The sequence below is a fragment of the Streptomyces sp. TRD_SC_5 genome (assembly GCF_056836825.1).
In genome coordinates, this window is sequence record NZ_JBWZZS010000001.1 from 1,707,072 (window position 1) to 1,731,618 (window position 24,547).

A 24,547-nucleotide genomic window follows, 5' to 3' on the forward strand; every position below is an offset into this window, starting at 1 on the left:
GGCGTACGTCAGACAGTCAGTGCACGGTCCGTCGGCTTCACCGGGGCAGGCAGCTCGCTGGCCCCCGTCAGGAACCGGTCCACACCGCGAGCGGCCGACCGCCCCTCGGCGATCGCCCACACGATGAGCGACTGACCGCGACCCGCGTCACCGGCGACGAAGACGCCGCCGACGTTCGTAGCGTAGTCGCCGTCGCGCGCCACGTTGCCGCGCGCGTCGAGCTCCAGGCCGAACTGCTGGACCAGACCGTTCTCCTGGTCCGTGCCGGTGAAGCCCATCGCCAGCGTGACGAGCTGAGCGGGGATCTTGCGCTCCGTGCCCGGCTTCTGCTCCAGCTTGCCGTCCTTGAACTCCACCTCGACGAGGTGCAGGAACTGGACGTTGCCGTCCTCGTCGCCCTCGAAGTGGGTGGTGGAGACGGAGTAGACCCGCTCGCCGCCCTCCTCGTGCGCGGAGGTGACCTTGTAGAGCATCGGGAAGGTCGGCCACGGCTGGTTGGCGTTACGGTCCTCGCCCGGCTTCGGCATGATCTCCAGCTGCGTGACGGAGGCCGCGCCCTGGCGGTGGGCGGTGCCCACGCAGTCCGCGCCGGTGTCGCCGCCGCCGATGACCACGACGTGCTTGCCCTCGGCGGTGATCGGGGAGACCGTCAGGTCGCCCTCCTGCACCTTGTTGGCGAGCGGCAGGTACTCCATCGCGAAGTGGATGCCGTTCAGCTCGCGGCCCGGGACGGGCAGGTCGCGGGAGACCGTCGCGCCGGCGGCGATGACCACCGCGTCGTACCGGCGCCGCAGCTTCGCGGCGTCGATGTCGCGGCCGATCTCCACCTCCGTACGGAACTTGGTGCCCTCCGCGCGCATCTGCTCGATGCGGCGGTTGATGTGCACCTTCTCCATCTTGAACTCGGGGATGCCGTAGCGCAGCAGCCCGCCGATGCGGTCGGCGCGCTCGTACACAGCGACGGTGTGACCGGCCCGCGTCAGCTGCTGAGCCGCTGCGAGACCGGCAGGCCCCGAGCCGATGACGGCAACAGTCTTGCCCGACAGACGCTCCGGCGGCTGCGGCGTGACGTCGCCGTTGCCCCACGCCTTGTCGATGATCGAGACCTCGACGTTCTTGATGGTCACGGCCGGCTGGTTGATGCCGAGCACGCACGCCGACTCGCACGGAGCCGGGCACAGCCGCCCGGTGAACTCCGGGAAGTTGTTCGTCGCGTGCAGCCGCTCGCTCGCCGCCGCCCAGTCCTCGCGGTAGGCGTAGTCGTTCCACTCGGGAATCAGATTCCCCAGCGGACAGCCGTTGTGACAGAACGGAATGCCGCAGTCCATGCAGCGCCCGGCCTGCTTGCTGATGATCGGCAGCAGGGAGCCGGGAACGTAGACCTCGTTCCAGTCCTTGACGCGCTCACCGGCGGGACGGGTCTTGGCGACCTCGCGGCCGGTGGTCAGGAAGCCCTTGGGGTCAGCCATTGGTCGCCGCCTCCATCATCTTCTCGGTGGTCTCCTGCTCGGAGAGACCGGCGAGCTCAGCGGCGTCCTTGGCGGCGAGCACTGCCTTGTACGTGGACGGGATGATCTTGCTGAAGCGGGCCACGGCGGTGTCCCACTCGGCCAGCAGCTTGGAAGCGACCGTCGAACCGGTCTCCTCCTCATGGCGGCGCACCACATCGTGCAGCCACAGCTTGTCGGCGTCGTCGAGCGCCTCGACCGCCCCGGCGTTGCCGGAGTTGACGTTGTCCGGGTCGAGGTCGATGACGTACGCGACACCGCCGGACATGCCGGCCGCGAAGTTGCGCCCGGTCTCGCCCAGCACCACCGCGCGACCGCCGGTCATGTACTCGCAGCCGTGGTCGCCCACGCCCTCGGAGACGACCGTGGCGCCGGAGTTACGGACGCAGAAGCGCTCGCCCGTCCTGCCCCGCAGGAAGAGCTCGCCCCCCGTCGCGCCGTAAGCGATCGTGTTGCCCGCGATCGTCGAGTACTCGGCGAGGTGGTCGGCGCCCCGGTCCGGCCGGACCACGATCCGGCCGCCCGAAAGCCCCTTGCCCACATAGTCGTTGGCGTCGCCTTCGAGCCGCAGCGTGACACCGCGCGGCACGAAAGCACCGAAGGACTGGCCCGCCGATCCCGTGAAGGTGATGTCGATGGTGTCGTCGGGCAGACCGGCCCCGCCGAACTTCTTCGTCACCTCGTGACCGAGCATCGTGCCGACGGTCCGGTTGATGTTGCGGATCGCGACCTGCGCGCGCACCGGCCCTGCGGCCTCGGCGCTGTCCACGGCCAGGGCGTCGGCGGCGAGCTTGATCAGCTCGTTGTCGAGCGCCTTCTCCAGCGCGTGGTCCTGGGTCGTGATCTGGTGGCGCACAGCGCCTTCCGGCAGCTCGGGCACGTAGAAGAGCGGCTTCAGGTCGAGACCCTGCGCCTTCCAGTGGTCCACGGCCGCGTCGGTGTCGAGCAGCTCGGCGTGGCCGACGGCCTCTTCGAGCGTACGGAAACCGAGCTCGGCCAGCAGCTCGCGCACTTCCTCGGCGATGAACTGGAAGAAGTTCACGATGTACTCGGCCTTGCCGGAGAACCGCTCGCGCAGAACGGGGTTCTGCGTGGCGATGCCGACCGGGCAGGTGTCCAGGTGGCAGACGCGCATCATGACGCAGCCGGAGACGACGAGCGGCGCGGTCGCGAAACCGAACTCCTCGGCGCCGAGCAGCGCGGCGATGATGACGTCGCGGCCGGTCTTCAGCTGGCCGTCGGTCTGGACGACGATACGGTCGCGCAGCCCGTTGAGCAGCAGCGTCTGCTGGGTCTCGGCGAGCCCGAGCTCCCACGGCCCGCCCGCGTGCTTCAGCGAAGTAAGCGGAGAAGCACCTGTACCACCATCATGGCCCGAGATCAGCACCACATCGGCGTGCGCCTTGGACACACCAGCAGCGACCGTGCCGACCCCGACCTCCGACACCAGCTTCACGTGGATACGCGCGGCCGGGTTGGCGTTCTTGAGGTCGTGGATCAGCTGAGCCAGGTCCTCGATCGAGTAGATGTCGTGGTGCGGCGGCGGCGAGATGAGCCCCACACCCGGCGTCGAGTGCCGGGTCTTGGCCACCCACGGGTAGACCTTGTGACCGGGCAGCTGACCGCCCTCACCGGGCTTCGCGCCCTGCGCCATCTTGATCTGGATGTCGTCGGCGTTGACGAGGTATTCGCTCGTCACACCGAATCGCCCGGAAGCGACCTGCTTGATGCTGGAGCGCCGCGCCGGGTCGTACAGCCGCTCGGCGTCCTCGCCGCCCTCACCGGTGTTGGACTTGCCGCCCAGCTGGTTCATGGCGATGGCAAGCGTCTCGTGCGCTTCCTGCGAGATGGAGCCGTACGACATGGCGCCGGTGGAGAAGCGCTTGACGATCTCGGAGACCGGCTCGACCTCATCGATCGAAATAGCCTCGCGACCGCTCTTGAACCCGAACAGCCCACGCAGCGTCATCAGCCGCTCGGACTGCTCGTTCACGCGCTCCGTGTACTGCTTGAAGATGTCGTACCGGCGGCCACGCGTGGCGTGCTGGAGGCGGAAGACCGTCTCCGGGTCGAACAGGTGCGGCTCACCTTCGCGCCGCCACTGGTACTCGCCGCCGATCTCCAGCGCGCGGTGCGCGGAGGGAACACCGGAGGCGGGGTAGCCCTTGGCGTGCCGGGCGGCGACCTCCTTGGCGATCACATCGAGACCCGCGCCGCCGATCTTGGTCGCCGTACCGTTGAAGTACCTCTCGACGAAGGCCTCGTCCAGACCGACAGCCTCGAAGACCTGCGCGCCCCGGTAGGAGGCGACGGTCGAGATGCCCATCTTCGACATGACCTTCAGGACGCCCTTGCCGAGCGCGTAGATCAGATTCCGGATGGCCTGCTCGGGCTCGGCGCCCTCGATGAACGTACCGGCGCGGACGAGGTCCTCCACGGACTCCATCGCGAGGTACGGGTTGACGGCGGCCGCACCGAAGCCGATGAGCAGCGCGACATGGTGCACCTCGCGCACATCGCCGGCCTCGACGAGCAGCCCCACCTGGGTGCGCTGCTTCGTAAGGATCAGGTGGTGGTGCACAGCGGAAGTCAGCAGCAGCGACGGGATCGGCGCGTGCTCGGCGTCCGAGTGCCGGTCGGAGAGCACGATCAGGCGGGCGCCGGCCTCGATGGCGGCGTCGGCCTCGACGCAGATCTCCTCGATACGGGCGGCCAGGGCGTCCCCGCCACCGCTGACGCGGTAAAGACCGGACAGCGTGGCGGCCGTCAGGCCCGGCATGTCGCCGTCGGCGTTGATGTGTATGAGCTTGGCCAGCTCGTCGTTGTCGATCACCGGGAACGGCAGCGTGACATTGCGGCAGGTCGCGGCGGTCGGCTCCAGGATGTTGCCCTGCGGGCCGAGCGAGGAGCGCAGCGAGGTGACGAGCTCCTCGCGGATGGCGTCCAGCGGCGGGTTGGTGACCTGCGCGAAGAGCTGGGTGAAGTAGTCGAAGAGCAGCCGGGGCCGCTCGGACAGTGCCGCGATGGGCGAGTCCGTACCCATGGACCCGAGCGGTTCGCCGCCCGTACGAGCCATCGGCGCGAGGATGACGCGCAGCTCTTCCTCGGTGTACCCGAAGGTCTGCTGCCTGCGAGTGACCGACGCATGCGTGTGCACGATGTGCTCACGCTCGGGCAGGTCCTCCAGCTCGATCTCGCCGGCTTCCAGCCACTCCTGGTACGGAGCCTCGGCCGCGAGACCGGCCTTGATCTCGTCGTCCTCGATGATCCGGTGCTCGGCGGTGTCGACGAGGAACATCTTGCCGGGCTGCAGGCGCCCCTTGCGGACAACCTTCGCCGGGTCGATGTCCAGCACGCCCACCTCGGACGACAGCACGACAAGCCCGTCATCGGTCACCCAGTAGCGACCGGGACGCAGACCGTTGCGGTCGAGTACGGCGCCGACCTGGGTGCCGTCGGTGAAGGTGACGCAGGCCGGGCCGTCCCAGGGCTCCATCATCGTGGCGTGGTACTGGTAAAAGGCCCGCCGGGCCGGGTCCATCGAGTCGTGGTTCTCCCACGCCTCGGGGACCATCATCAGCACGGCGTGCGGCAGCGAGCGCCCACCGAGGTGCAGCAGCTCCAGTACCTCGTCGAAGGACGCGGAGTCGGAGGCGTCGGGCGTACAGACGGGGAAGATCCGCTCCAGCTTGTCCGCACCGAACAGGTCGGACGCGAGCTGGGACTCACGGGCCTTCATCCAGTTCCGGTTGCCCTTGACCGTGTTGATCTCGCCGTTGTGCGCGACGAAGCGGTACGGGTGGGCGAGCGGCCAGCTGGGGAAGGTGTTCGTCGAGAACCGCGAATGGACAAGGGCCACAGTCGTCGCGAAGCGCCGGTCGGACAGGTCCGGGAAGAACGGCTCGAGCTGGCCGGTGGTGAGCATGCCCTTGTAGACGATCGTCCGTGCGGAGAGCGACGGGAAGTAGACACCGGCCTCACGCTCGGCGCGCTTGCGCAGCACGAAGGCCTTGCGGTCGAGCTCAAGACCCGTCGACGTACCGTCCGCCACGAAGATCTGGGCGAAGGCGGGCATGGTGGCACGCGCCCCGTTGCCGAGCAGCGACGGCGTGACGGGAACCTCACGCCACCCCAGGACCTCAAGGCCCTCTTCGGCGGCGATGGTCTCGATCTCGGAGACGGCCTGTGCGGAGCCGTCTGCGGGGAGGAAACCAATACCGACGGCGTACGCCCCGGCCTCCGGAAGGTCGAACTCGGTGACCTCGCGCAGGAAGGCGTCGGGAACCTGGAGCAGGATTCCGGCGCCGTCGCCGGAGTCGGGCTCGGATCCTGTGGCACCGCGGTGTTCGAGGTTGCGCAGTACGGTCAGCGCCTGCTCGACCAGCTCATGGCTGGCCACACCGGTAAGGGTGGCCACAAAGCCGACGCCACAGGCGTCGTGCTCGTTACGGGGGTCGTACATCCCCTGCTGGGCGGGGCGACCGTCCATGGGCGACCAGGCGTCGGAACGCATTGGCACTCCCGTCGTCGTCGTGGCATATGCAACTACCGAGGGACGACGTTGGCCCTCCGCGAAATTTCGTGCAGGTTACATGATGGCTGGCTTCTCGCGAAGTGGATAGCGCATTCCAGCATGCGGACACCGCTCATAGCGGTGCAGGTGACTCAAAGGCGGACGGACCGACAAACATCCGGTCGTCACAGAGCAGGCTTCATTGCCTGCGGTGTCGAGGGCTCTTGCCCGGTGGTTGCGAAGACGAAACCACCGAGTAACAGATTACTTATGTGGAGCCCCGCATAGCATCTCACCCTATGGCGGTTCCGAACAGAGCGCCGAGGGCGTACGTCACACCTGCCGCGGCCCCGCCCAGCGCCAGCTGCCTCAGTCCACTGAACCACCAGGACCGCGCCGTCACCCTCGCCACGAGCGCCCCGCAGGCGAACAGCCCGACGAGCGCCAGCAGCACCGCGGGCCACATCGTCGAGGCCCCGAGCAGATAAGGCAGTACGGGCAACAAAGCACCCAGCGCGAACGCCCCGAACGACGATACGGCGGCGACCAGGGGTGAGGGAAGGTCCCCCGGATCGATACCGAGCTCCTCGCGCGCGTGGATCTCCAGCGCCTGCTCGGGGTCCCGGGACAACTGCGTGGCGACCTCACGCGCCAGCCGCGCCTCCACCCCCCGCGACTCGTAGAGCGCGGCGAGCTCCTCCAGCTCGTCCTTGGGATGCTTCCGCAACTCCATCCGCTCAACATCGAGTTCGGCTTCGACGAGCTCGCGCTGCGAGGCCACGGAGGTGTATTCACCGGCCGCCATGGAGAAGGCGCCGGCGGCAAGCCCCGCAAGCCCGGTGATGACGATCGTCTGCTGCCCCACCGACCCACCGGCCACCCCGGTCATCAGCGCCAGGTTGGACACCAGACCGTCCATGGCCCCGAAGACCGCCGGGCGCAGCCAACCCCCATTGACGTCACGGTGCGTGTGGTTGTCGCGGTGCGCCTCGTGGAGCGTCGCCTCGGTCTCGATGATGGCCATGTCGCCAGTTCCCCTCTCGCCGGAGGCGGGGCCGTCCGCGGCCCCTCCACCCCCTCAACACCATCGAAAGTACGCACGATTCAAACGCCCCGCCAGCAAGGCAGGCCGTACTTACCTGCAGCTCAGACCCCACGCCGACCGGGTGACGCTGACGTTTCGGAGCCTTTGCCGGGCCCTCGCGTGGCACAGATCCAGGAACGAGCCCAGGGAGTTGATTGCATGCAATCCCGCACCGATCACGGCCGCGCGCTGCAGGCCCTGCGCGAACTTCACGCCGTTCGCGCGCTCCGCGACAGGGGGCGGGGCGCCCTGCTCGGCCTGGCGGTGGGCGACGCGCTCGGGGCCCCTGCGGAGAACATGAAACCCTCCGAGATCCGCCGCCGTTGGGGCCGTATCGAAGGCTTCGTGTCCTCCGACCCCGCCGGTACGGACGACACGGAGTACGCGATCTTCTCGGGCCTCCTCCTGGCCCGCCACGGCTCGGCGCTCACCGTGGCCCACGTCGAGAACGCCTGGCACCTGTGGATCGCCGACCTGGACGAAGGCCCATTCCGTGGCGCGGGCTTCAGCGAGCGCGGCACGCTGGAAAACCTCCGCCGGGGCCTGGCCGCCCCCATCTCCGCCCAGCACCGCCACGCGTGGAGCGACGGCCTGGCGATGCGCGCCGCCCCGTTCGGCGTCTTCGCGGCGGGCCGCCCGGCGGAGGCGGCGCGGCTGGTGGCGATCGACGGCTGCGTGAGTCACGAGGGCGAAGGCATCTACGGTGGCCAGGCGGTGGCGGCGGGCGTGGCGGTGGCCATGACGGGCGGCACCCCTTCAGCGATCACCGCCGCGGCGCTCTCCGTCATCCCGTCCGACTCCTGGACAGCCCGCTCCCTGCGCCGCGCGGTGGCCGCGGCACCGCAGGGCGAACGCGCGGTGCGCTCGGCGGTGGTGATCGGCGGCTACCCCTGGACGGACCTGGCCCCGGAGGCGGTGGGCCTGGCCTTCGGCGCGTTCGCGGCGTCCCGCGGCGACTTCACCACCGCAGTCCTGACGGCGGTCAACATGGGCCGCGACGCGGACACCACGGCAGCGGTGGCAGGCGCCCTGGCCGGCGCCCTGTGCGGCGCGGGGGCGATCCCCCCGGCCTGGGCGGCGGTGATCGCCCCGGCGCGAGGCAGCTGCCTCCCGTCGATGCGAAACCACCACGTCCTGGACGTGGCGGACCTACTGACCCCGGACGACGACCCGCCTTGGCACGACGGCCCCACCAGGGGGGCCACCCCCTCACCGGGCAGCACTGCGGGCACCACGCCCTCACGCGGCGGAACCGCAGGCACGAGCGTCCACACGCTCCGGGCAGCCTCATGACCCCGCGCGAGGCCGGGAGCGGAGCCGGTCCGAGCCCCGAAACCGAAGCGGACCCACCCCCACGAGCCGGAGTCGCACTGGCAGTAGCAGCCCCGCCCACATTCACCCCAACCCCAACCGCAACCCCAACCCCTACGCCTGCGGCGGGTCCGCGCCGGATCGAAGGGCTCCTCCTCGGGCTGGCCGCAGGGGACGCCGCCGGATGGCCCGCCGCCCGCCACCGCGCCGCCCGCATGCCCGACTGGACCCGCCGCCTCACCCGCGAACTCGACACCTTCGCCGAGCAGAACGCCACCACCACCCTCCCCGTCCCCATCGCCCTGAACCAGCCCCCCGAACCCCTGCGCCTCGGCCCCTCCGACGACGCGGAGTGGGCCGCCTTCACCGCCGGTACGATCCTCGCCGCCGCCCCCGGCAAGATCCGCGCCGCCGTCGACCGTGCCTGGACCGCCCTCGCCGCCGAGGTCGCCGCCGCCGCCGACCGCGCCCCCGAGGTCGAGTCCGCCGTACTCCCCCTCCGCGCCCGGATCTCCGTACGCGCCGGCCTCGGCAACCTCGCCACCGGTCTGCGCCCGCCCGCGACCGGCCACGACAACCCGCACTACTTCGACGACGCCGCCTGTATCCGCGCCGCCGTCCTGGCCGCCGTCCACCCCGGCGACCCGGCCGCCGCCGCCGAGCTGGCCGAGTTCGACGCCCGCTACACCCAGGACGGCGACGGCGTCCACGGCGCCCGCGCCATGGCCGCGGCAATCGCGGCGGCCCTCGGCGGCGCCGGGGTCGACGACGCGGTGGACGCCGCTTTGGCCCAGCTCCCGGAAGCCACCGAGATCGGCCGCAACGCGGCCCACGCCGTACACCTGGCCCGTAAAGCCCAAGCCACTTCCCCACACTCACCCGGCGGAGCCTTCGCCCTGGTCCCCACCCTCGAGCACCAGATCGTCGACCACGTCTACAGCTACGGCATCGCCGCCGCCGAAACGGTCCCCGTCGCTCTCGCCCTCGCCACCGCCGCCCGCGGCCGCGTCACCGAGGCCGTACCCGCGGCGGCCTGCCTGTCCCGCGTAGCCGACTCCGCCCCCGCCCTCGCCGGCGCACTGACCGGCGCACTCTGCGGCGGCGACGCGCTGCCGGCCGGCTGGCGCGACACCTGCCGCACCCTGGTCGGCTGCGCGCTCCCCCGCCTGGCAGGCAAGGACCTGGTGGATCTGGCGGCACAACTGACACAACTCCACCCCCACTCCACGAACGGACGAAACACCACATGACGACATTCCCCCCACTGACCCTCGAAGACCGGGTCACCGGCAGCCTGGTCGGCGCAGCCGTGGGCGACGCGCTGGGCGGCCCGGTCGAAGGCTGGTCCCCCGAGCAGATCTCCGAACGGCACGGCGGCCGCGTCCACGGCATCGTCGGCCCGTTCCACGAAGACTGGCGTACGGCGCGCCCCATCGCCCCGTACCACAAGGGCGACGGCCACATCACCGACGACACACTCATGACCCACGCCCTGGTCCGCGTGTACGACGCCGTACGCGACCACCTGGACGCCTACGCGATCGCCGACCACCTCGTCCCGGAACTCATCGAATCCCCGGTCTGGATCCCGGAGTTGGAATCAAAGGCCCTCCCTCTCCAGCGCATCTTCCTCGCCGAGAAGTGGATCGTCGCCCGCCTCCACAACGGCCACGTGGACCCGCGCGAAGCCGGCACCGGCAACATCGTCAACTGCGGCGCGGCGATGTACATGGCCCCGGTCGGCCTGGTCAACGCGGGCAATCCCACCGCGGCGTACGCCGAGGCGATCGACGTGGCCGGCGCTCACCAGTCGTCGTACGGCCGCGAGGCAGCCGGCGTCTTCGCCGCAGCCGTAGCCGCCGCCTGCACCCCCGGCGCCACACCGGCCACAGTCGTCGACACGTGCCTGTCCCTGGCGAAGGACGGCACCCGCACAGCAATCGAAGCAGTAGCCGAAACCGCCGTCCGCCACCACGACTTCGAATCCGCACTCACCCCCCTCCGCAACGCCGTCGCACCCTTCGACACCGTCGGCCCGGACTACCGCAAACCGACCCTCGCCGCCCGCCGCCCCTCCCGCCTCCACTCCATCGAGGAACTCCCCATCGCCCTCGGCATGCTCCTGGTCGCAGGCGGCGACTACCGCCACACAGTCCTGGGCTCGGTCAACTACGGCCGCGACTGCGACTCGATCGCCACGATGAGTGGCGCGATCTCCGGTGCTCTGTACGGCGAATCAGCGATCCCCTCCGACTGGGCGAAAACGGTCGCGGAGGCCAGCCGAACCGACCTGCACGCCCCGCCCCGCACCCTCACGGCCGTGACCCGCGAGATCTACACCCGCGACACGGAACGCCGCCGCACCCACGAGGCCACATTCGAAGCGCTGGCAGGCAGACCATGCGACTGACCTGGGTACAGCCCGAGGACTTGATCACCCACGAGCTGCGCCAGGCAGCAGAAGACGGCCGCGACGCGACAACGATCCGCAAGCGCTGGCAGTCAGCAGGCGGCCCCCCGGCCCCACCGAACACAGGCGCGTCCCCCACCCCCGCACCCCCACACCTGCGCACCTTGGCCGAACGCCTCCTGAACGACCTCTCCCAACTCCCCACCCCGCCAACAGAACCAACCAGCCTCCCGGCGATCAGATCAGCGTGCCCGGGTTGGCCCGACCGGACCGCCCCGCGCCCCAGCCCCGCCGAACAAGCCACGGTGCCGGGAGGGGACGTGCCGGGACGCGCCCGCAGGGGCCCGGTCTCGCATGCGCGGTGCCAGGAGGGGACGTGCAGGGGCGCTCCCCGCAGGGCGTTGAACGCAACCACCCCAACGAACCCCGACGTACCCGAACGTTCGACGCCCGAGGAGACGCCCCGGCGCGGCACCGACCCCAAAGCCCCCGCGAACCGCGCGGGCCGCACCCCCGCGAACCCGGGCAACGCCCCCGCGAACCCGGGCCGCACTCGCCCCGCAGAGCCCGACGAAGCCCCCCTCCTCACCCGCCTGCACGCCGCCTGGCTGGGCCGCGCAGCCGGCTGCCTCCTGGGAAAGCCGGTCGAAAAGCTCCCCCTCACCGCCATCCGCCAACTGGCCGCCGCCACCGGCAACTGGCCCCTGGAAACGTGGTTCACCGCGCAGGGCGTCCCCCGCGACCTCCTCACCCGCCACCCCTGGAACCGCCGCTCCGCCCCCACCTCCCTCGCCGAGAACATCAACGGCATGCCCGAGGACGACGACCTGAACTACCCCCTCCTGAACCTGCTCCTCCTCCAACGCCACACCAAGGCCTTCACCCCCGCCCACCTGGCCGGCCTCTGGCTCGACGAACTCCCCGCCGGCCGCACCTTCACCGCCGAACGCATCGCCTACCGCAACCTCCTCCAAGGCCTGGCACCGCCGCACACCGCAACGCACCACAACCCCTTCCGTGAATGGATCGGCGCCCTGATCCGCGCCGACGTCCACGGCTGGACGAACCCCGGCAACCCGGCCGCCGCCGCCGAGCAGGCCCACAGAGACGCCACCCTCACCCACACAGCCAACGGCGTGTACGGCGCGATGTTCATCGCCGCGACCATCGCCGAAGCCGCCGCCGGCAAAACCGACGTACACCACTGCCTGCACACCGGCCTGACCGTCGTCCCCCCGAAGTCCCGCCTGGCACAAGCAGTCCGCTACGGCATCGATACGGCGGCCAAAGCACCCAGAGCCGCCTTCGACACCGTCGTGGACGACCTCCACGCCACCTACGGACACCACCACTGGGTGCACGTACTCCCGAACGCCGCCCTGATCGCAGCCGCCCTCACCCACGCCGACGGCGACTTCGCCGCCTCGATCTGCCGGGCCGTGTCCGGCGGCTGGGACACCGACTCCAACGGAGCCACCGCCGGCAGCATCGCCGGCCTCATCGCCGGCTCCCCGGAAGCCATCCCCGCCCAGTGGACCGCCCCCCTCCGCAACCGCCTCGCCACCTCCATCGCCGGCTTCGACGGCATCGGCTTCGACACCCTGGCCCAGCTCACTCACACGGAGGCACTCCGCCCATGACCGTGCCGCCCACACCCACAACACCCCGCCCCCAAACAGCGCCAACGCCAACACCAACGCCGCCACCCCACCCCCTCACCGGCCTCCGCGTCCTGGACCTGGCCACCCTCTTCGCCGGCCCCCTGGCCGCCACCATGCTCGGCGACTTCGGCGCGGACGTGATCAAGGTCGAGCACCCCACCAAACCCGACCCGTCCCGAGGCCACGGCCCGTCCAAGGACGGCATCGGCCTGTGGTGGAAACTCCTGGGCCGCAACAAGCGCACGATCACCCTCGACCTCTCCGCCCCCACCGGCCGCGACGCCCTCCTACGACTCGCCGCCACCACAGACGTAATCATCGAGAACTTCCGCCCGGGCACCCTGGAGAGATGGGGCCTCGGCCCAGCCGAGCTGAGCGCGGCGAACCCCCGCCTGGTCCTGGCCCGCGTCACCGGCTTCGGCCAGTTCGGCCCGTACTCGCACCGCCCGGGCTTCGGCACACTCGCGGAGGCGATGAGCGGTTTCGCGGCGATCACCGGCGAGCCCGAAGGGCCGCCCACGCTCCCCCCGTTCGGCCTGGCCGACTCCATCGCGGCCCTCGCCACCGCCTACGCGGTAATGACCGCGCTCACAGCCCGCACCACAACCCACCGTGGCCAGGTGGTCGACATGGCCATCATCGAACCGATCCTCACCATCCTCGGCCCGCACCCGCTCTGGTACGACCAACTCGGCTACATCCAGCCCCGCACCGGCAACCGCTCCCGCAACAACGCCCCCCGCAACACCTACCGCACCGCCGACGGCGCCTGGGTGGCCGTCTCCACATCGGCCCAGTCAGTCGCCGAGCGCGTGATGCACCTGGTAGGCCGCCCCGACCTGATCGACGAGCCGTGGTTCACCACGGGCAGCGGCCGAGCCGAGCACGCCGACGAACTCGACGAGGCGGTCGGCCACTGGATCTCCCGCCGCACCCGGGACGAGGCACTCGCCGCGTTCGAAAAGGCCGAAGCCGCGATCGCCCCCGTCTACGACGTACAGGACGTCATGACCGACCCCCAGTACCGCGCCCTGGACACCATCACCGAAATCGAGGACCCGGAACTCGGCCCGCTCCGCATGCAGAATGTCCTCTTCCGCCTCTCGGAGACCCCCGGCGCGATCCGCTGGGCCGGCCGCCCGCACAACGCCGACACGGAAGCGGTGCTCACCGAAGCGGGGCTCACGGCAACCGAGATCGCCACGCTCCGAGCGACCGGAGGCACCCGATGACAACACCGCTGACGCCCCTGACCTGGCTGTACGTACCGGGTGACCGCCCGGAAACCGTCACCAAGGCGCTGCGGTCCGGCGCCGACGTAGTGATCGTCGACCTGGAGGACGCGGTCGCGCCCGACCGCAAGGAGTACGCCCGCTCAGCGACCGCCGAGCTGCTCACCGAGCGCCATTCGCCCCCGGTCCACGTGCGGGTGAACGCCCTCGGCAGCCCCTTCGCCACGGCGGATCTGCACGCCCTGGCCCGGCTGCCCGGCCTCTCGGCCCTCCGCCTCCCGAAGGTCACGGACCCGACCCAGGTACGCCACGTCGCGAAGACGATGCCGGACGTCCCCCTGTACGCCCTCCTCGAATCGGCACTCGGCATCGAGTACGCGCACGCGATCGCCGGCGCGCACCCCTCGCTGCGGGGCATCGCTCTCGGCGAGGCGGACCTGTGTGCGGATCTGGGCGTACGGGACGACACCGGGCTCGCGTGGCCGCGCGGCCGGGTGGTGGTCGCCGCACGGGCGGCGGGTCTGGAGCCGCCGGTCCAGTCGGTGCACCCCGACATCCGGGACCTGGAGGGACTGGCGGCGTCGTGTGCGCGGGGCCGGGCGCTGGGCTTCCTGGGCCGTACGGCGCTGCACCCCCGCCAACTGCCGGTGATCGAGCGCGCGTTCCTCCCCACACCGCAGGAGGTCGAGCAGGCAGAGGAAATCGTCAAAGCCGCAGCGACGGACGGGGGCGCACTGGCGCTCCCCGACGGCCGCTTCGTAGACGCGGCGGTGGTAACGGCCGCCCACCGAACCCTGTCCCTGGCGTCCCGGCGGTTTTCCGACGGAGCGGAGTTCCCGGCCGGGGCCGGGCGGAACCTTCCGACCCGGGTCTGGCAGGCGAAGGAGACAATCCGCCGGACGCGCTAGTCCTTGGCCTCGGCGTCGGCCTTGCCCGGCGCATCGCTGTCGGCACCAGCACCAGCATCGGCTTCGGCCCCGGCGTCGGAATTGGCAGCGCCGTCACCGTCGCCACCCCCCGCCGAACCCCCCGCGTCGCCCTTCTCCGACTTCTCCGAAGCAACCGGCTCAACGATCTCCTCGCGCCCCGGCCTCACCTTCGCCGAGATCACGAAGTACGCGACGGCGAGCACGAAGACAACGATCGAGGTCCACACATTGAGCCGCAGCCCCAGCACATGGTGCGCCTCATCGACCCGCATGTACTCGATCCAGCCACGCCCCGCGCAGTACAGCGCGACGTACAGCGCGAAGACCCTGCCGTGCCCGAGCTTGAAGCGACGGTCGGCCCAGATGACGACCAGCGCCGCCCCGATGCACCACAGCGACTCGTACAGGAAGGTCGGGTGGTACGTCCCCGCCTCACGGTTCACGCCCTCGGAGATCTTGAGCGCCCACGGCACATCCGTCGGCCGCCCGTACAGCTCCTGGTTGAACCAGTTGCCCCAGCGGCCGATCGCCTGCGCGAAGGCGAGACCGGGAGCCATCGCGTCGGCCCAGGCCGGGAGCGGGATCCCGCGGCGGCGGCAGCCGATCCAGGCGCCGACCGCGCCGAGAGCCACGGCGCCCCAGATACCGAGGCCGCCCTCCCAGATCTTGAAGGCGTCGACCCAGTTCTGACCCTCGCTGAAGTACAGCTGGTAATCAGTGATGACGTGATAGAGCCGCCCGCCGACGAGGCCGAACGGCACCGCCCACACGGCGATGTCGGCCACCGTGCCGGCTTTACCTCCCCGGGCGACCCAGCGCTTGTTGCCGTACCAGACGGCCACAAAAACGCCAATGATGATGCAGAACGCGTAGCCGCGGAGCGGGATCGGTCCGAGCTCGATCACACCGGTCGACGGGCTGGGGATATAGGCAAGTTCCATGGCAGGGTCGACGCTACCTTGCCGGGCGGGACGTACGGCAACCCACCCGGCAACGTCTGGATAACGGGCCAGACCCACGGCTCAGACCGGCCCGCACCCACACCCAGGCCCTACGGCGCACCCGGAGGCACGTACCCCTGGGGCACAGACCCCGGGGGCACGGAGGCCGGCGGGGAAGCCTGAGGCATGGAAGCCGGCGGTGCGGGCGGCTGGGAAGCGGCGGCCGGCGGCACGGAAGAGGCCGGAGGCGCGGGCGCCGGCGGTGTGGCGGCACCCGTCGGCGTCGCGGCACCCGTCGGCGTAGCCGTAGCCGTCCCCGCCTTCTTCCCCCGGTTCGCCTCGGCGACCCACTTCTTCAGATTCTCCGGCGAGATCTGCTCGTTGCCCTTCTTCGGGAAGATCGATTCGCCGTTCAGCTGCACGGTCGGCGTCCCGCTGAAGTTCCCCTTCTGGAACGCCTCGTTGGACTTCCGCACCCAGCCGTTGTGCGTCCCGTCGGCCACGCACTGCTTGAACGGTTCCGTGACGAGCCCGTCGACCTTCCCCGCCAGCTCGATCAGCCGGCTGTCCCTGCTGAAGGCGTCGTCGGTCTCGGGCGGCTGGTTCTGGTACAGCACGTCGTGGTACGGCGCGAACTTGCCCACGTCCTGCGCACAGGCCGCCGCATTGGCCGCCTTCAGTGACCCCGAGCCACCCATGTTCCCGTCGATGAGCGTGGCCAGGTGGTACTCCGTCTTGATCTGCCCCGCCGCCTCCAGCTCATGGATCGTGTCCCGGAAGGCGTTCTCGAACTGGGCGCAGGCCGGGCAGCGGAAGTCCTCCCACACGGTGAGCGTCGACGGCGCGTCCTTCGCCCCCACCGGGATCGTCGGACCGCCCTCGTCACCCGCGCCCTGGGGAGCCACCACCGCACTCGCACTGTCGTCGCCGTCGCCGTCCGAGCCCGAGTTCGCGGCGAGAATGCCCACCACGGCGGCCAGGCCCAGCACCCCGACCACGGCGCCGGCCACGATCAGTGTCCGCCTGCGCCTGTCACGCGCCTTCTGCGCCTCGCGCTCCTGGATCAGGCGCTCGCGGGCGGTTCGTTTTCCCTCACGGTTCTTGTCACTCACACCCGCAGCAACGAACCGGGGAGGCACCAGCGTGCCTCCCCGGTCCAGGTCCACCCGTACGAGCTACACCGCTCAGGTGTTCGCGTCAGGCCTGCGCGCCGCTCCTGCGGACGCCTTCCGCCAGCTCACCGGCCAGCGCCCGTACCGCCTCGAGACCGGCCGCCGCGTCCGGCGCGTCCAGCAGCCGCTGGACAAAAGCAGAGCCCACGATCACACCGTCGGCGAAGGCGGCGACCTCCTTGGCCTGCACGGCGTTGGAGACCCCGAGCCCGACGCACACCGGCAGCTCGGTCGTCGCCCGCGTCCGCCGCACCAGATCCTGCGCCTGCGCGCCCACCGACTCACGCGTGCCGGTCACGCCCATCAGCGAGGCCGCGTAGACGAACCCCGACCCGGCCGCAGTGATCGTCGCGAGCCGCTCGTCCTTGCTGCTCGGCGCGACCACGAAGACCGTGGCCAGACCGTGCTTCTCGGCGTGCTCGCGCCACAGCGCGGACTCCTGCACCGGCAGGTCGGGCAGGATGCAGCCCGCGCCGCCCGCCTCGGCCAGTTCCGCCGTGAAGCGCTCGACGCCGTACCGGTCGATCGGGTTCCAGTACGTCATGACGAGCACCGGGGCCCCGGTCGCCTCGTGCGCTTCCCGGACCGTGCGCATCACGTCGGCGATCTTCACGCCGCCCCGCAGCGCGATGTCGTCGGCGGTCTGGATGACCGGCCCGTCGAGCACCGGGTCGCTGTGCGGCAGCCCGATCTCGACGACGTCCGCGCCACCCGCGATGACGGCCTTGACCGCGTCGATGCCACCGTCGACCGTCGGGAATCCGGCCGGGAGGTAGGCGATGAGAGCCGCCCGGTCCTCGGACTTGGCCCGCTCCAGGGTCTCGGTCAGCAGCTGAATGTTCCCGCTCACTTGGTGTCCCTCTGGATCTCGGCGGCGCCGTTGACGGCGGAGGCGTCGGCCTCGACCGTGGCGTCGGCGCCGGTGTCGTACAGACCGAAGTAACGGGCGGCCGTGTCCATGTCCTTGTCGCCGCGACCGGACAGGTTGACCAGGATCAGCCCGTCCTTGCCCAGCTCCTTGCCGAGCTCCAGCGCACCGGCGAGCGCGTGCGCGCTCTCGATGGCCGGGATGATGCCCTCGGTGCGGGACAGGAGCAGCAGCGACTGCATCGCCGCGTCGTCCGTGACGGCCCGGTACTCGCCGCGCCCGCTGTCCTTGAGGTACGCGTGCTCGGGGCCGATGCCGGGGTAGTCGAGGCCTGCCGAGATCGAGTAGGGCTCGGTGATCTGGCCCTCCTCGTCCTGGAGGACGTACGACCGCGAGCCGTGCAGAATGCCGGGCTCGCCCGCCGACAGGGTGGCCGCGTGCTCACCGGTCGCGATGCCGTGCCCGGCGGGCTCACAGCCGACAAGACGCACGTCCGCGTCCGGGATGAACGCGTGAAAAAGGCCGATGGCGTTGGACCCGCCACCGACACACGCGACGGCCGCGTCCGGCAGCCGGCCCGCCCGCTCCAGGATCTGGCGGCGGGCCTCGACGCCGATGACCCGGTGGAAGTCGCGGACCATGGCGGGGAAGGGGTGCGGTCCGGCGACCGTGCCGAAGAGGTAGTGCGTACGGTCGACGTTGGCGACCCAGTCGCGGAACGCCTCGTTGATGGCGTCCTTCAGCGTCCGGCTGCCGGACTTCACGGCGATGACCTCGGCGCCGAGCATCCGCATCCGGGCGACGTTGAGTGCCTGGCGCTGGGTGTCGATCTCGCCCATGTAGATGGTGCATTCGAGGCCGAACAGGGCGCACGCGGTGGCGGTGGCGACGCCGTGCTGGCCGGCTCCGGTCTCCGCGATCACGCGCGTCTTGCCCATGCGCTTGGTGAGCAGCGCCTGACCCAGCACGTTGTTGATCTTGTGCGAGCCGGTGTGGTTGAGGTCTTCCCGCTTGAGGAAGATCCGCGCCCCGCCGGCGTGTTCGGCGAACCGCGGCACCTCTGTCAGTGAACTGGGCCGGCCCGTGTAGTTGACCATGAGCTCGTTCAGCTCGGCCGCGAAGGCCGGGTCGGACTTGGCCTTGTCGTATTCGACGGCGACCTCGTCGACCGCGGCGACGAGCGCCTCGGGGATGAACTTGCCGCCGTACGCGCCGAAGTAGCCCTCGGCGTTGGGGACGGTGCCCTCGGGGTCCGGAATGAAGAAGTCAGAAGACATCCGACGTACTCCTCAGAAGGGGCTCGCGCCCCATGAAAGATCAACGGGTGGACTTGACCGTATGCGCCGCGCGCGAGTCCGCGCCGGTACGCCTCGCAGGGCGTCCGGACGTGACGAATCGCTACAGCGCGCCTTCGGCGCGACGCCATCGCATGCCGTTGATCTGCCCGGGCTCGGAACCGATGTGGTACCGCACCCGCCGTCCCCGCACCCGCCGCGCCGGAGCCCGGCACCCGCGCGGACGGCACCCGCGCGCCAGCGGCGCGTGCGGGTCGCGCGCCTGCGCCCCGGCGAACGGGCGAAGACCCGGCCGGGCGAGTGCGACGGTACGGCGGATGGCGGTCATGGGAGTCTTCGGTCAGCTCCGGCCGTGGCGCAGGGCGGGATGGGCCCCCGCGGCGACCAGGTCGGCGACGGCGCCCTTCGGGTCGCGGCCGGTGACCAGCGACTCGCCGACGAGCACCGCGTCGGCGCCCGCGTTGGCGTACGCGATGAGGTCGTGCGGGCCGCGAACGCCGGACTCGGCGACCGTGACGATGCCTGCCGGGATCTCGGGGGCGACCCGCTCGAACGTGCCGCGGTCGACCTTGAGCGTCTTGAGGTCACGCGTGTTGATGCCGATGATCTTCGCGCCGGCCTCGACCGCGCGCTCGACCTCTTCCTCGTCGTGCGCCTCGACCAGCGGCGTGAGCCCGATGGACTCGGCCCGCTCGATCAGGGAGACGAGGGCCTCCTGCTCAAGGGCGGCCACGATCAGCAGCGCCAGGTCGGCACCGTACGCACGCGCCTCCCACAGCTGGTAGGCCGTGACGATGAAGTCCTTGCGCAGCACCGGGATGTCGACCTTGGCGCGTACGGCCTCGAGGTCGGCCAGCGAGCCGCCGAAGCGACGCTGCTCGGTGAGTACGGAGATGACGGCCGCGCCGCCCGCTTCGTAGTCGGCGGCGAGGCCCGCGGGGTCCGCGATGGCGGCGAGTGCGCCCTTGGACGGGCTGGCGCGCTTGACCTCGCAGATGACCTTGACGCCGTCGCCGCGCAGTGCGGCGACCCCGTCCTTGGCCGGGGCTGCCTTCGCCGCGCGGTCCTTGAGCTCGTCGAGACTGACGCTTGCCTGCCGCTCCGCAAGGTCGGCGAGCACGCCTTCGATGATCTCGTCGAGCACACTCACGCGAGCGGCCCCCTTCCAGGAGGGTGATGGTGGACCAGGATCAGCCATACCAATGCTATCCGCAGGTGGCCTCAGGTCTCGCATCGAGCCGCGATCAGTCCCACTACCTGGGACTTCACGGCGCGAGCGCTGAGCCGAACGGCAGGTTCCGGACGACGCCGAAGACCGCCGCCACGGCGCCGATGCTCCACCACCAGACGGGCCCGAGGGTGATCCGCATCGGGATTCCCCGGCGTGCGCGAACCACCCAGACGGCCCACAGCACGGCGCAGACCCCGTACCCGACGACGGCCATGGCGTTGGCGCCGAACGCGGCGGCCAGATCTCCGGTGGCGACGGCGTGCGCGCTCCGCAGCCCGCCGCAGCCGGGGCAGTAGATGCCGGTGAACTGCAGGAGCGGGCAGACGGGGTAGTGGCCCGGCTCGTTGGGGTCGACCGTGCCGACGTACGCGAAGGCCGCCATGACACCCGCCAGCGCGCCGGCCGGCGCGGCGAGCCGCCGGGCGAGCGACGCGGGAGCGGGCCCCGCGGGGTGCGGCGAGGGCGGCGGCGAAGGGGCCGGGGAGGGCGAAGGCACGGTATCCACGCGCCGATTGTCCCCGCTCATGAGGAAAGGCGCAGCCCGTCGGGGGCTGCGCCTCGCATCAGCACCGGCGAAGGCCGGGCCGGAAAGCCCGTCAGCGGGCCTGGATCTGGCTGTGGGGCTGCGCCCGGCCGGCCTCTTCGCGGGCCCGGCGCATCTCGTCGGACTCCTTCGCCATGCCGAGACCCGCGGCCTTCATGGCCATTCCGACCACACCACCGAGCAGTATCACGACGACTCCGGCCCAGAAGCCGAGCGGATTGGCCAGCACCGTGAAGGCGCCCGAAATGCAGAAACCGATGAAGGTGATGGTGGCACCGGTCCAGGCGGCCGGGGTGTGTCCGTGGCTGCTGCCCGCCATGAGTTGCTCCTCGTTGCTGTTGCTCTGTGGTGAGGTGGTGAGTCCGTGAGTCGTACGTCGTCGCTCATTGTCCCGTACGAGGACGGGCGACGTGATCTCGGGGGTCATGCCTCGCGCGTCGGGTCCTCGCCGCGATCGAGGGCCTTCCAGAGGTCCTCGGGCCGGTCCGGGTCAGGGGCGGCGGGCGCCTTGCGGGGCCGCGGGCTGCCGTCGCGCTCGTAACGGCCGGACATGGCGGGCCACTTCCTGCCGCACCACAGCGCGAGCAGTCCGGCGCCCAGGATCAGCAGTCCGCCGGCCGCGGTCACGTACGGCCAGGCGGTGTGCGTCAGCGAGCCGGCCGTCGCGGCGGCGTCGCCGGTCATCTTCGCGGCCTTCTCGTCGAGCGCCGCGCCGCCGGAGGCGCCGAGCAGGGCGGTGACGGCGGCGCCCGCGCCGCTCAGCGTGAGCAGCCCGGCGACCAGCAGCCGGCCCGCCCTGCGGACGGCGAAGACCGCGACGAGCGCGGCGAGGCCGACGATGGCCAGCGCCGCGGGCGCGCCGGTGACGTCCTGCCCTTCGGCCTGGAGGGGCAGCGCGCCGCCCGGGACCAAGGCCGTGCCCTCGGCCCAGGTACGGCCCGAGGCGAGGAGTACGACGGCGGCGCCGACGGCACCGAGCAGCAGCGCGGCGGCGAGACTGCGACGGCCCGTGGAGGCGGCCGGCGCGCTCTCGCTGCGCGGAAGCGGAAGGGGTACGGGGGATGCGGCACTCACGCACACCACTATCCCTTACGTCCCGATCGCGCTCAGAGGCGGTTCGCCGTGTGCACCGCGCGCAGTACCGCGGCCGCCTTGTTGCGGCATTCGGTGTCCTCGGCGACGGGATCCGAGTCGGCCACGACACCCGCTCCGGCCTGCACGTATGCCGTGCCGTCGCGGAGCAGGGCGGTGCGGATGGCGATGGCGGTGTCGGAGTCGCCGGCGAAGTCGAGGTAGCCGACGCAGCCGCCGTACAGGCCGCGCCGCGACGGCTCCAGCTCCTCGATGATCTGCATGGCGCGCGGCTTGGGCGCTCCGGACAGCGTCCCCGCCGGGAAGCAGGCCGTCAGTACGTCGAAGGCACTACGACCCGGTGCGACGCGCCCCGTCACGGTCGACACGATGTGCATGACGTGCGAGTAGCGCTCGACGGACATGAAGTCGACGACTTCGACGCTCCCCGGCTCGCAGACGCGGCCCAGGTCGTTGCGGCCGAGGTCGACGAGCATCAGGTGCTCGGCGCGCTCCTTGGGGTCGGCGAGCAGCTCGTCGGCGAGGGCCTGGTCCTCCTGCGGCGTGGCGCCGCGGTGGCGGGTCCCGGCGATCGGGTGCACCATGGCGCGCCCGTCCTCGACCTTGACCAGCGCCTCGGGGCTGGAGCCGACGACGTCGAAGCCGTCGAAGCGGAAGAGGTACATGTACGGCGACGGGTTCGTGGCGCGCAGCACCCGGTAGACGTCCAGCGCGCTCGCCGTGCACGGCGTCTCGAAGCGCTGGGACGGTACGACCTGGAAGGCCTCGCCCGCCCGGATGCGCTCCTTGATGTCGTCGACGGCCTCCTGGTACGCCTTGCCGCCCCACAGCGCCGTGTACGGCGGCAGCTCGGACGGCGGCAGGGCGGCGGGCGCGGTCGGCACGGCCCGGCAGAGGTCGGCCTCCATCGCGTCGAGCCGGCTGACGGCGTCCGCGAACGCCTCGTCGACACCGGTGTCGAGGTCGTTGTGGTTGATCGCGTTGGCGATCAGCAGGACCGAGCCGTCCCAGTGGTCGAGTACAGCGAGGTCCGAGGTCAGCAGCATGGTCAGCTCGGGCAGCTGGAGATCGTCGCGGCCGCTCTCCCCGATCTTCTCCAGGCGGCGTACGACGTCGTAACCGAGGTAGCCGACCATGCCGCCGGTGAACGGCGGCAGGCCGCCCGCGAGGTCGCGCGGGGTGTGCAGGGCCTCGATCGTGACACGCAGCGCTTCGAGCGGGTCCCCGTCCACCGGTACGCCGACGGGGGGCGTCCCGAGCCAGTGCGCCTGACCGTCGCGGGCGGTGAGCGTGGCGGCGCTGCGTACGCCGACGAAGGAATACCGGGACCAGGAGCGGCCGTTCTCGGCGGACTCCAGGAGGAAAGTTCCGGAGCGCTCGGCGGCGAGCTTGCGGTAGAGGCCGACCGGGGTGTCGCCGTCCGCGAGCAGCCTGCGGCTGACGGGGATGACACGCCGGTCGACGGCCAGCTTGCGGAAGGTCTCGATGTCCATTGATTCGGCGCCTTACTTCGCGAGCGGGAGGAGGACGTCGGAGTCGAAGCAGGTGCGGTCGCCGGTGTGGCAGGCGGCGCCGACCTGGTCGACCCGGACCAGCACGGTGTCGGCGTCGCAGTCCAGCGCGACGGACTTGACGTGCTGGAAGTGACCGGAGGTGTCGCCCTTGACCCAGTACTCCTGGCGGCTGCGCGACCAGTACGTGCAGCGGCCGGTGGTGAGGGTGCGGTGGAGCGCCTCGTCGTCCATCCAGCCGAGCATGAGCACTTCACCGGTGTCGTACTGCTGGGCGATGGCCGGCACCAGGCCGTCGGCGCTCCGCTTGAGGCGGGCGGCGACGGCGGGGTCGAGGCTGCTGGGAGGGGGCGTACTGGTCATGTCCGCCATTGTGCCGCGCCCACGGGCCACGCCACGGACGCCGTCCGGTCATTGGACGCGCGGCGCCGTGGCCGTGGCGGGGGTTACGGCCGTACGCTGGCCGTCATGTCGACCCATGCAAAGCGTGAACGCCTCCTCCTCGCCGATCTGCTGGAGGCGGCCGGACCCGGTGCCCCGACGCTGTGCGACGGCTGGACCACCCGCGAACTCGCCGCCCATGTGGTGGTGCGCGAGCGCCGCGCGGACGCGGCGGGCGGGATAGTGCTGGCTGCTCTGAAGAGCCGGCTGGAGCGGGTGCAGGCGGAGTTCGCCGCGAAGCCGTACGAGGAGCTGATCCAGCTCATCCGTACGGGACCGCCACGGATGTCTCCGTACGCCCTGAAGCAGCTCGACGAGGCCGCGAACACCGTCGAGTTCTACGTCCATGCCGAGGATGTCCGGCGGGCGCAGCCCGACTGGACGCCGCGCGAGCTCGACGCGGTCTTCGCGAACGCCCTGTGGTCCCGGCTCGAGAAGGCGGCACGCGTCCTCGGCCGCAAGGCGCCGGTGGGCGTCGTGCTGCGACGCCCGGACGGACAGACGGCGGTGGCGCATCGGGGGACGCCGGTGGTGACGGTCACGGGTGAGCCGGGTGAGCTGGTCCTGTTCGCCTTCGGGCGGCAGGACGTGGCGCGGGTGGAGATGGAGGGCGACAAGGACGCGATCGAGCGCCTGCGCGACGCGAAGCTGGGCATCGCGATGTAGCGGGCCACCGGCCCATCGCGCCCTGCGGGGCTTTCCAGCCCGGCCCGGCAAATCCAGCCCGTCCGGGGTCCGGGGCTTGCCCCGGGTTCGGGAAGGGGCGGGTAGGGGAACAGCGCCGCAGGCACCGCACCCCACCCC

The 24,547-nt window shown here is 71.1% G+C and carries 21 protein-coding genes; 7 read left to right on the forward strand and 14 right to left on the reverse strand.

Going from position 1 to position 24,547, the window contains the following annotated elements:
- Window positions 1–8: 8 nt before the first annotated feature.
- The 3 genes from AC1P0E_RS07870 to AC1P0E_RS07880 all read right to left on the reverse strand — a co-directional run bounded on the left by AC1P0E_RS07870 (window position 9) and on the right by AC1P0E_RS07880 (window position 7,045).
- Entirely contained in the window at window positions 9–1,469 is a 1,461-nt protein-coding gene (locus AC1P0E_RS07870; RefSeq protein ID WP_482741433.1) for a glutamate synthase subunit beta, read from the reverse strand.
- Entirely contained in the window at window positions 1,462–6,021 is a 4,560-nt protein-coding gene (gltB, locus tag AC1P0E_RS07875) for a glutamate synthase large subunit (RefSeq protein WP_482741434.1), read from the reverse strand. Before gltB ends, AC1P0E_RS07870 begins: the two co-directional genes overlap by 8 nt.
- Before the next feature lie 292 nt (window positions 6,022–6,313).
- The gene (locus AC1P0E_RS07880) at window positions 6,314–7,045 is read right to left on the reverse strand and encodes a VIT1/CCC1 transporter family protein (protein WP_482741435.1); all 732 of its coding nucleotides are present in this window, start codon (window positions 7,043–7,045) and stop codon (window positions 6,314–6,316) included.
- 219 nt (window positions 7,046–7,264) lie between these two features.
- Between AC1P0E_RS07880 and AC1P0E_RS07885 the strand changes: the two genes are divergently transcribed.
- The 6 genes from AC1P0E_RS07885 to AC1P0E_RS07910 are packed head-to-tail and all read left to right on the forward strand — an operon-like array spanning window position 7,265 to window position 14,627.
- Window positions 7,265–8,398, forward strand: a complete 1,134-nt coding sequence (locus AC1P0E_RS07885; protein ID WP_482741436.1) for an ADP-ribosylglycohydrolase family protein — start codon at window positions 7,265–7,267, stop codon at window positions 8,396–8,398.
- Entirely contained in the window at window positions 8,395–9,666 is a 1,272-nt protein-coding gene (locus tag AC1P0E_RS07890; protein WP_482741437.1) for an ADP-ribosylglycohydrolase family protein, read from the forward strand. Before AC1P0E_RS07885 ends, AC1P0E_RS07890 begins: the two co-directional genes overlap by 4 nt.
- Entirely contained in the window at window positions 9,663–10,826 is a 1,164-nt protein-coding gene (locus AC1P0E_RS07895; RefSeq protein ID WP_482741438.1) for an ADP-ribosylglycohydrolase family protein, read from the forward strand. Before AC1P0E_RS07890 ends, AC1P0E_RS07895 begins: the two co-directional genes overlap by 4 nt.
- Window positions 10,817–12,466: an ADP-ribosylglycohydrolase family protein gene (locus AC1P0E_RS07900; protein ID WP_482741439.1), complete on the forward strand. Its 1,650-nt coding sequence runs from the start codon at window positions 10,817–10,819 to the stop codon at window positions 12,464–12,466. Before AC1P0E_RS07895 ends, AC1P0E_RS07900 begins: the two co-directional genes overlap by 10 nt.
- Window positions 12,463–13,719, forward strand: a complete 1,257-nt coding sequence (locus tag AC1P0E_RS07905; protein ID WP_482741440.1) for a CaiB/BaiF CoA transferase family protein — start codon at window positions 12,463–12,465, stop codon at window positions 13,717–13,719. Before AC1P0E_RS07900 ends, AC1P0E_RS07905 begins: the two co-directional genes overlap by 4 nt.
- Window positions 13,716–14,627, forward strand: coding sequence for an HpcH/HpaI aldolase/citrate lyase family protein (locus AC1P0E_RS07910; protein ID WP_482741441.1), 912 nt, complete (start codon window positions 13,716–13,718; stop codon window positions 14,625–14,627). The genes AC1P0E_RS07905 and AC1P0E_RS07910 overlap by 4 nt, the downstream gene beginning before the upstream one ends.
- Here the strand turns inward: AC1P0E_RS07910 and lgt are convergent.
- The 11 genes from lgt to hisI all read right to left on the reverse strand — a co-directional run bounded on the left by lgt (window position 14,624) and on the right by hisI (window position 23,665).
- Complete coding sequence (lgt, locus tag AC1P0E_RS07915) at window positions 14,624–15,589, reverse strand: prolipoprotein diacylglyceryl transferase (protein WP_482741442.1); 966 nt, start codon at window positions 15,587–15,589, stop codon at window positions 14,624–14,626. The two genes, AC1P0E_RS07910 and lgt, sit on opposite strands and share 4 nt — an antisense overlap.
- 110 nt (window positions 15,590–15,699) lie before the next feature.
- On the reverse strand, window positions 15,700–16,701 hold the full coding sequence (locus AC1P0E_RS07920) for a DsbA family protein (protein ID WP_482741443.1): 1,002 nt from the start codon (window positions 16,699–16,701) through the stop codon (window positions 15,700–15,702).
- Between the two features lie 85 nt (window positions 16,702–16,786).
- Window positions 16,787–17,611, reverse strand: coding sequence for a tryptophan synthase subunit alpha (gene trpA / locus AC1P0E_RS07925; protein WP_482741444.1), 825 nt, complete (start codon window positions 17,609–17,611; stop codon window positions 16,787–16,789).
- On the reverse strand, window positions 17,608–18,906 hold the full coding sequence (gene trpB, locus AC1P0E_RS07930) for a tryptophan synthase subunit beta (RefSeq protein ID WP_482741445.1): 1,299 nt from the start codon (window positions 18,904–18,906) through the stop codon (window positions 17,608–17,610). Before trpB ends, trpA begins: the two co-directional genes overlap by 4 nt.
- A 121-nt stretch (window positions 18,907–19,027) precedes the next feature.
- A complete protein-coding gene (gene trpM / locus AC1P0E_RS07935) occupies window positions 19,028–19,252 on the reverse strand; it encodes a tryptophan biosynthesis modulator TrpM (RefSeq protein ID WP_482741446.1) in 225 nt (74 codons plus the stop codon).
- Between the two features lie 12 nt (window positions 19,253–19,264).
- Entirely contained in the window at window positions 19,265–20,074 is an 810-nt protein-coding gene (trpC, locus tag AC1P0E_RS07940) for an indole-3-glycerol phosphate synthase TrpC (RefSeq protein ID WP_482741447.1), read from the reverse strand.
- Window positions 20,075–20,189: 115 nt separating this feature from the next.
- On the reverse strand, window positions 20,190–20,660 hold the full coding sequence (locus tag AC1P0E_RS07945; RefSeq protein ID WP_482741448.1) for a DUF2752 domain-containing protein: 471 nt from the start codon (window positions 20,658–20,660) through the stop codon (window positions 20,190–20,192).
- A gap of 91 nt (window positions 20,661–20,751) precedes the next feature.
- Entirely contained in the window at window positions 20,752–21,018 is a 267-nt protein-coding gene (locus AC1P0E_RS07950) for an HGxxPAAW family protein (RefSeq protein WP_482745685.1), read from the reverse strand.
- 104 nt (window positions 21,019–21,122) lie between these two features.
- Complete coding sequence (locus AC1P0E_RS07955) at window positions 21,123–21,773, reverse strand: TIGR02234 family membrane protein (protein ID WP_482741449.1); 651 nt, start codon at window positions 21,771–21,773, stop codon at window positions 21,123–21,125.
- A gap of 32 nt (window positions 21,774–21,805) precedes the next feature.
- Window positions 21,806–23,284 (reverse strand): anthranilate synthase component I, encoded by a 1,479-nt coding sequence (locus AC1P0E_RS07960; protein ID WP_482741450.1) that lies wholly within the window; start codon window positions 23,282–23,284, stop codon window positions 21,806–21,808.
- A gap of 12 nt (window positions 23,285–23,296) precedes the next feature.
- Window positions 23,297–23,665 carry a phosphoribosyl-AMP cyclohydrolase gene (gene hisI, locus AC1P0E_RS07965; protein WP_482741451.1) on the reverse strand — a complete coding sequence of 123 codons (369 nt, stop codon included), beginning with the start codon at window positions 23,663–23,665 and terminating at the stop codon, window positions 23,297–23,299.
- A 105-nt stretch (window positions 23,666–23,770) separates the two neighbouring features.
- Between hisI and AC1P0E_RS07970 the strand changes: the two genes are divergently transcribed.
- Window positions 23,771–24,409, forward strand: coding sequence for a TIGR03085 family metal-binding protein (locus AC1P0E_RS07970; protein WP_482741452.1), 639 nt, complete (start codon window positions 23,771–23,773; stop codon window positions 24,407–24,409).
- The last annotated feature ends 138 nt before the right edge of the window (window positions 24,410–24,547 follow it).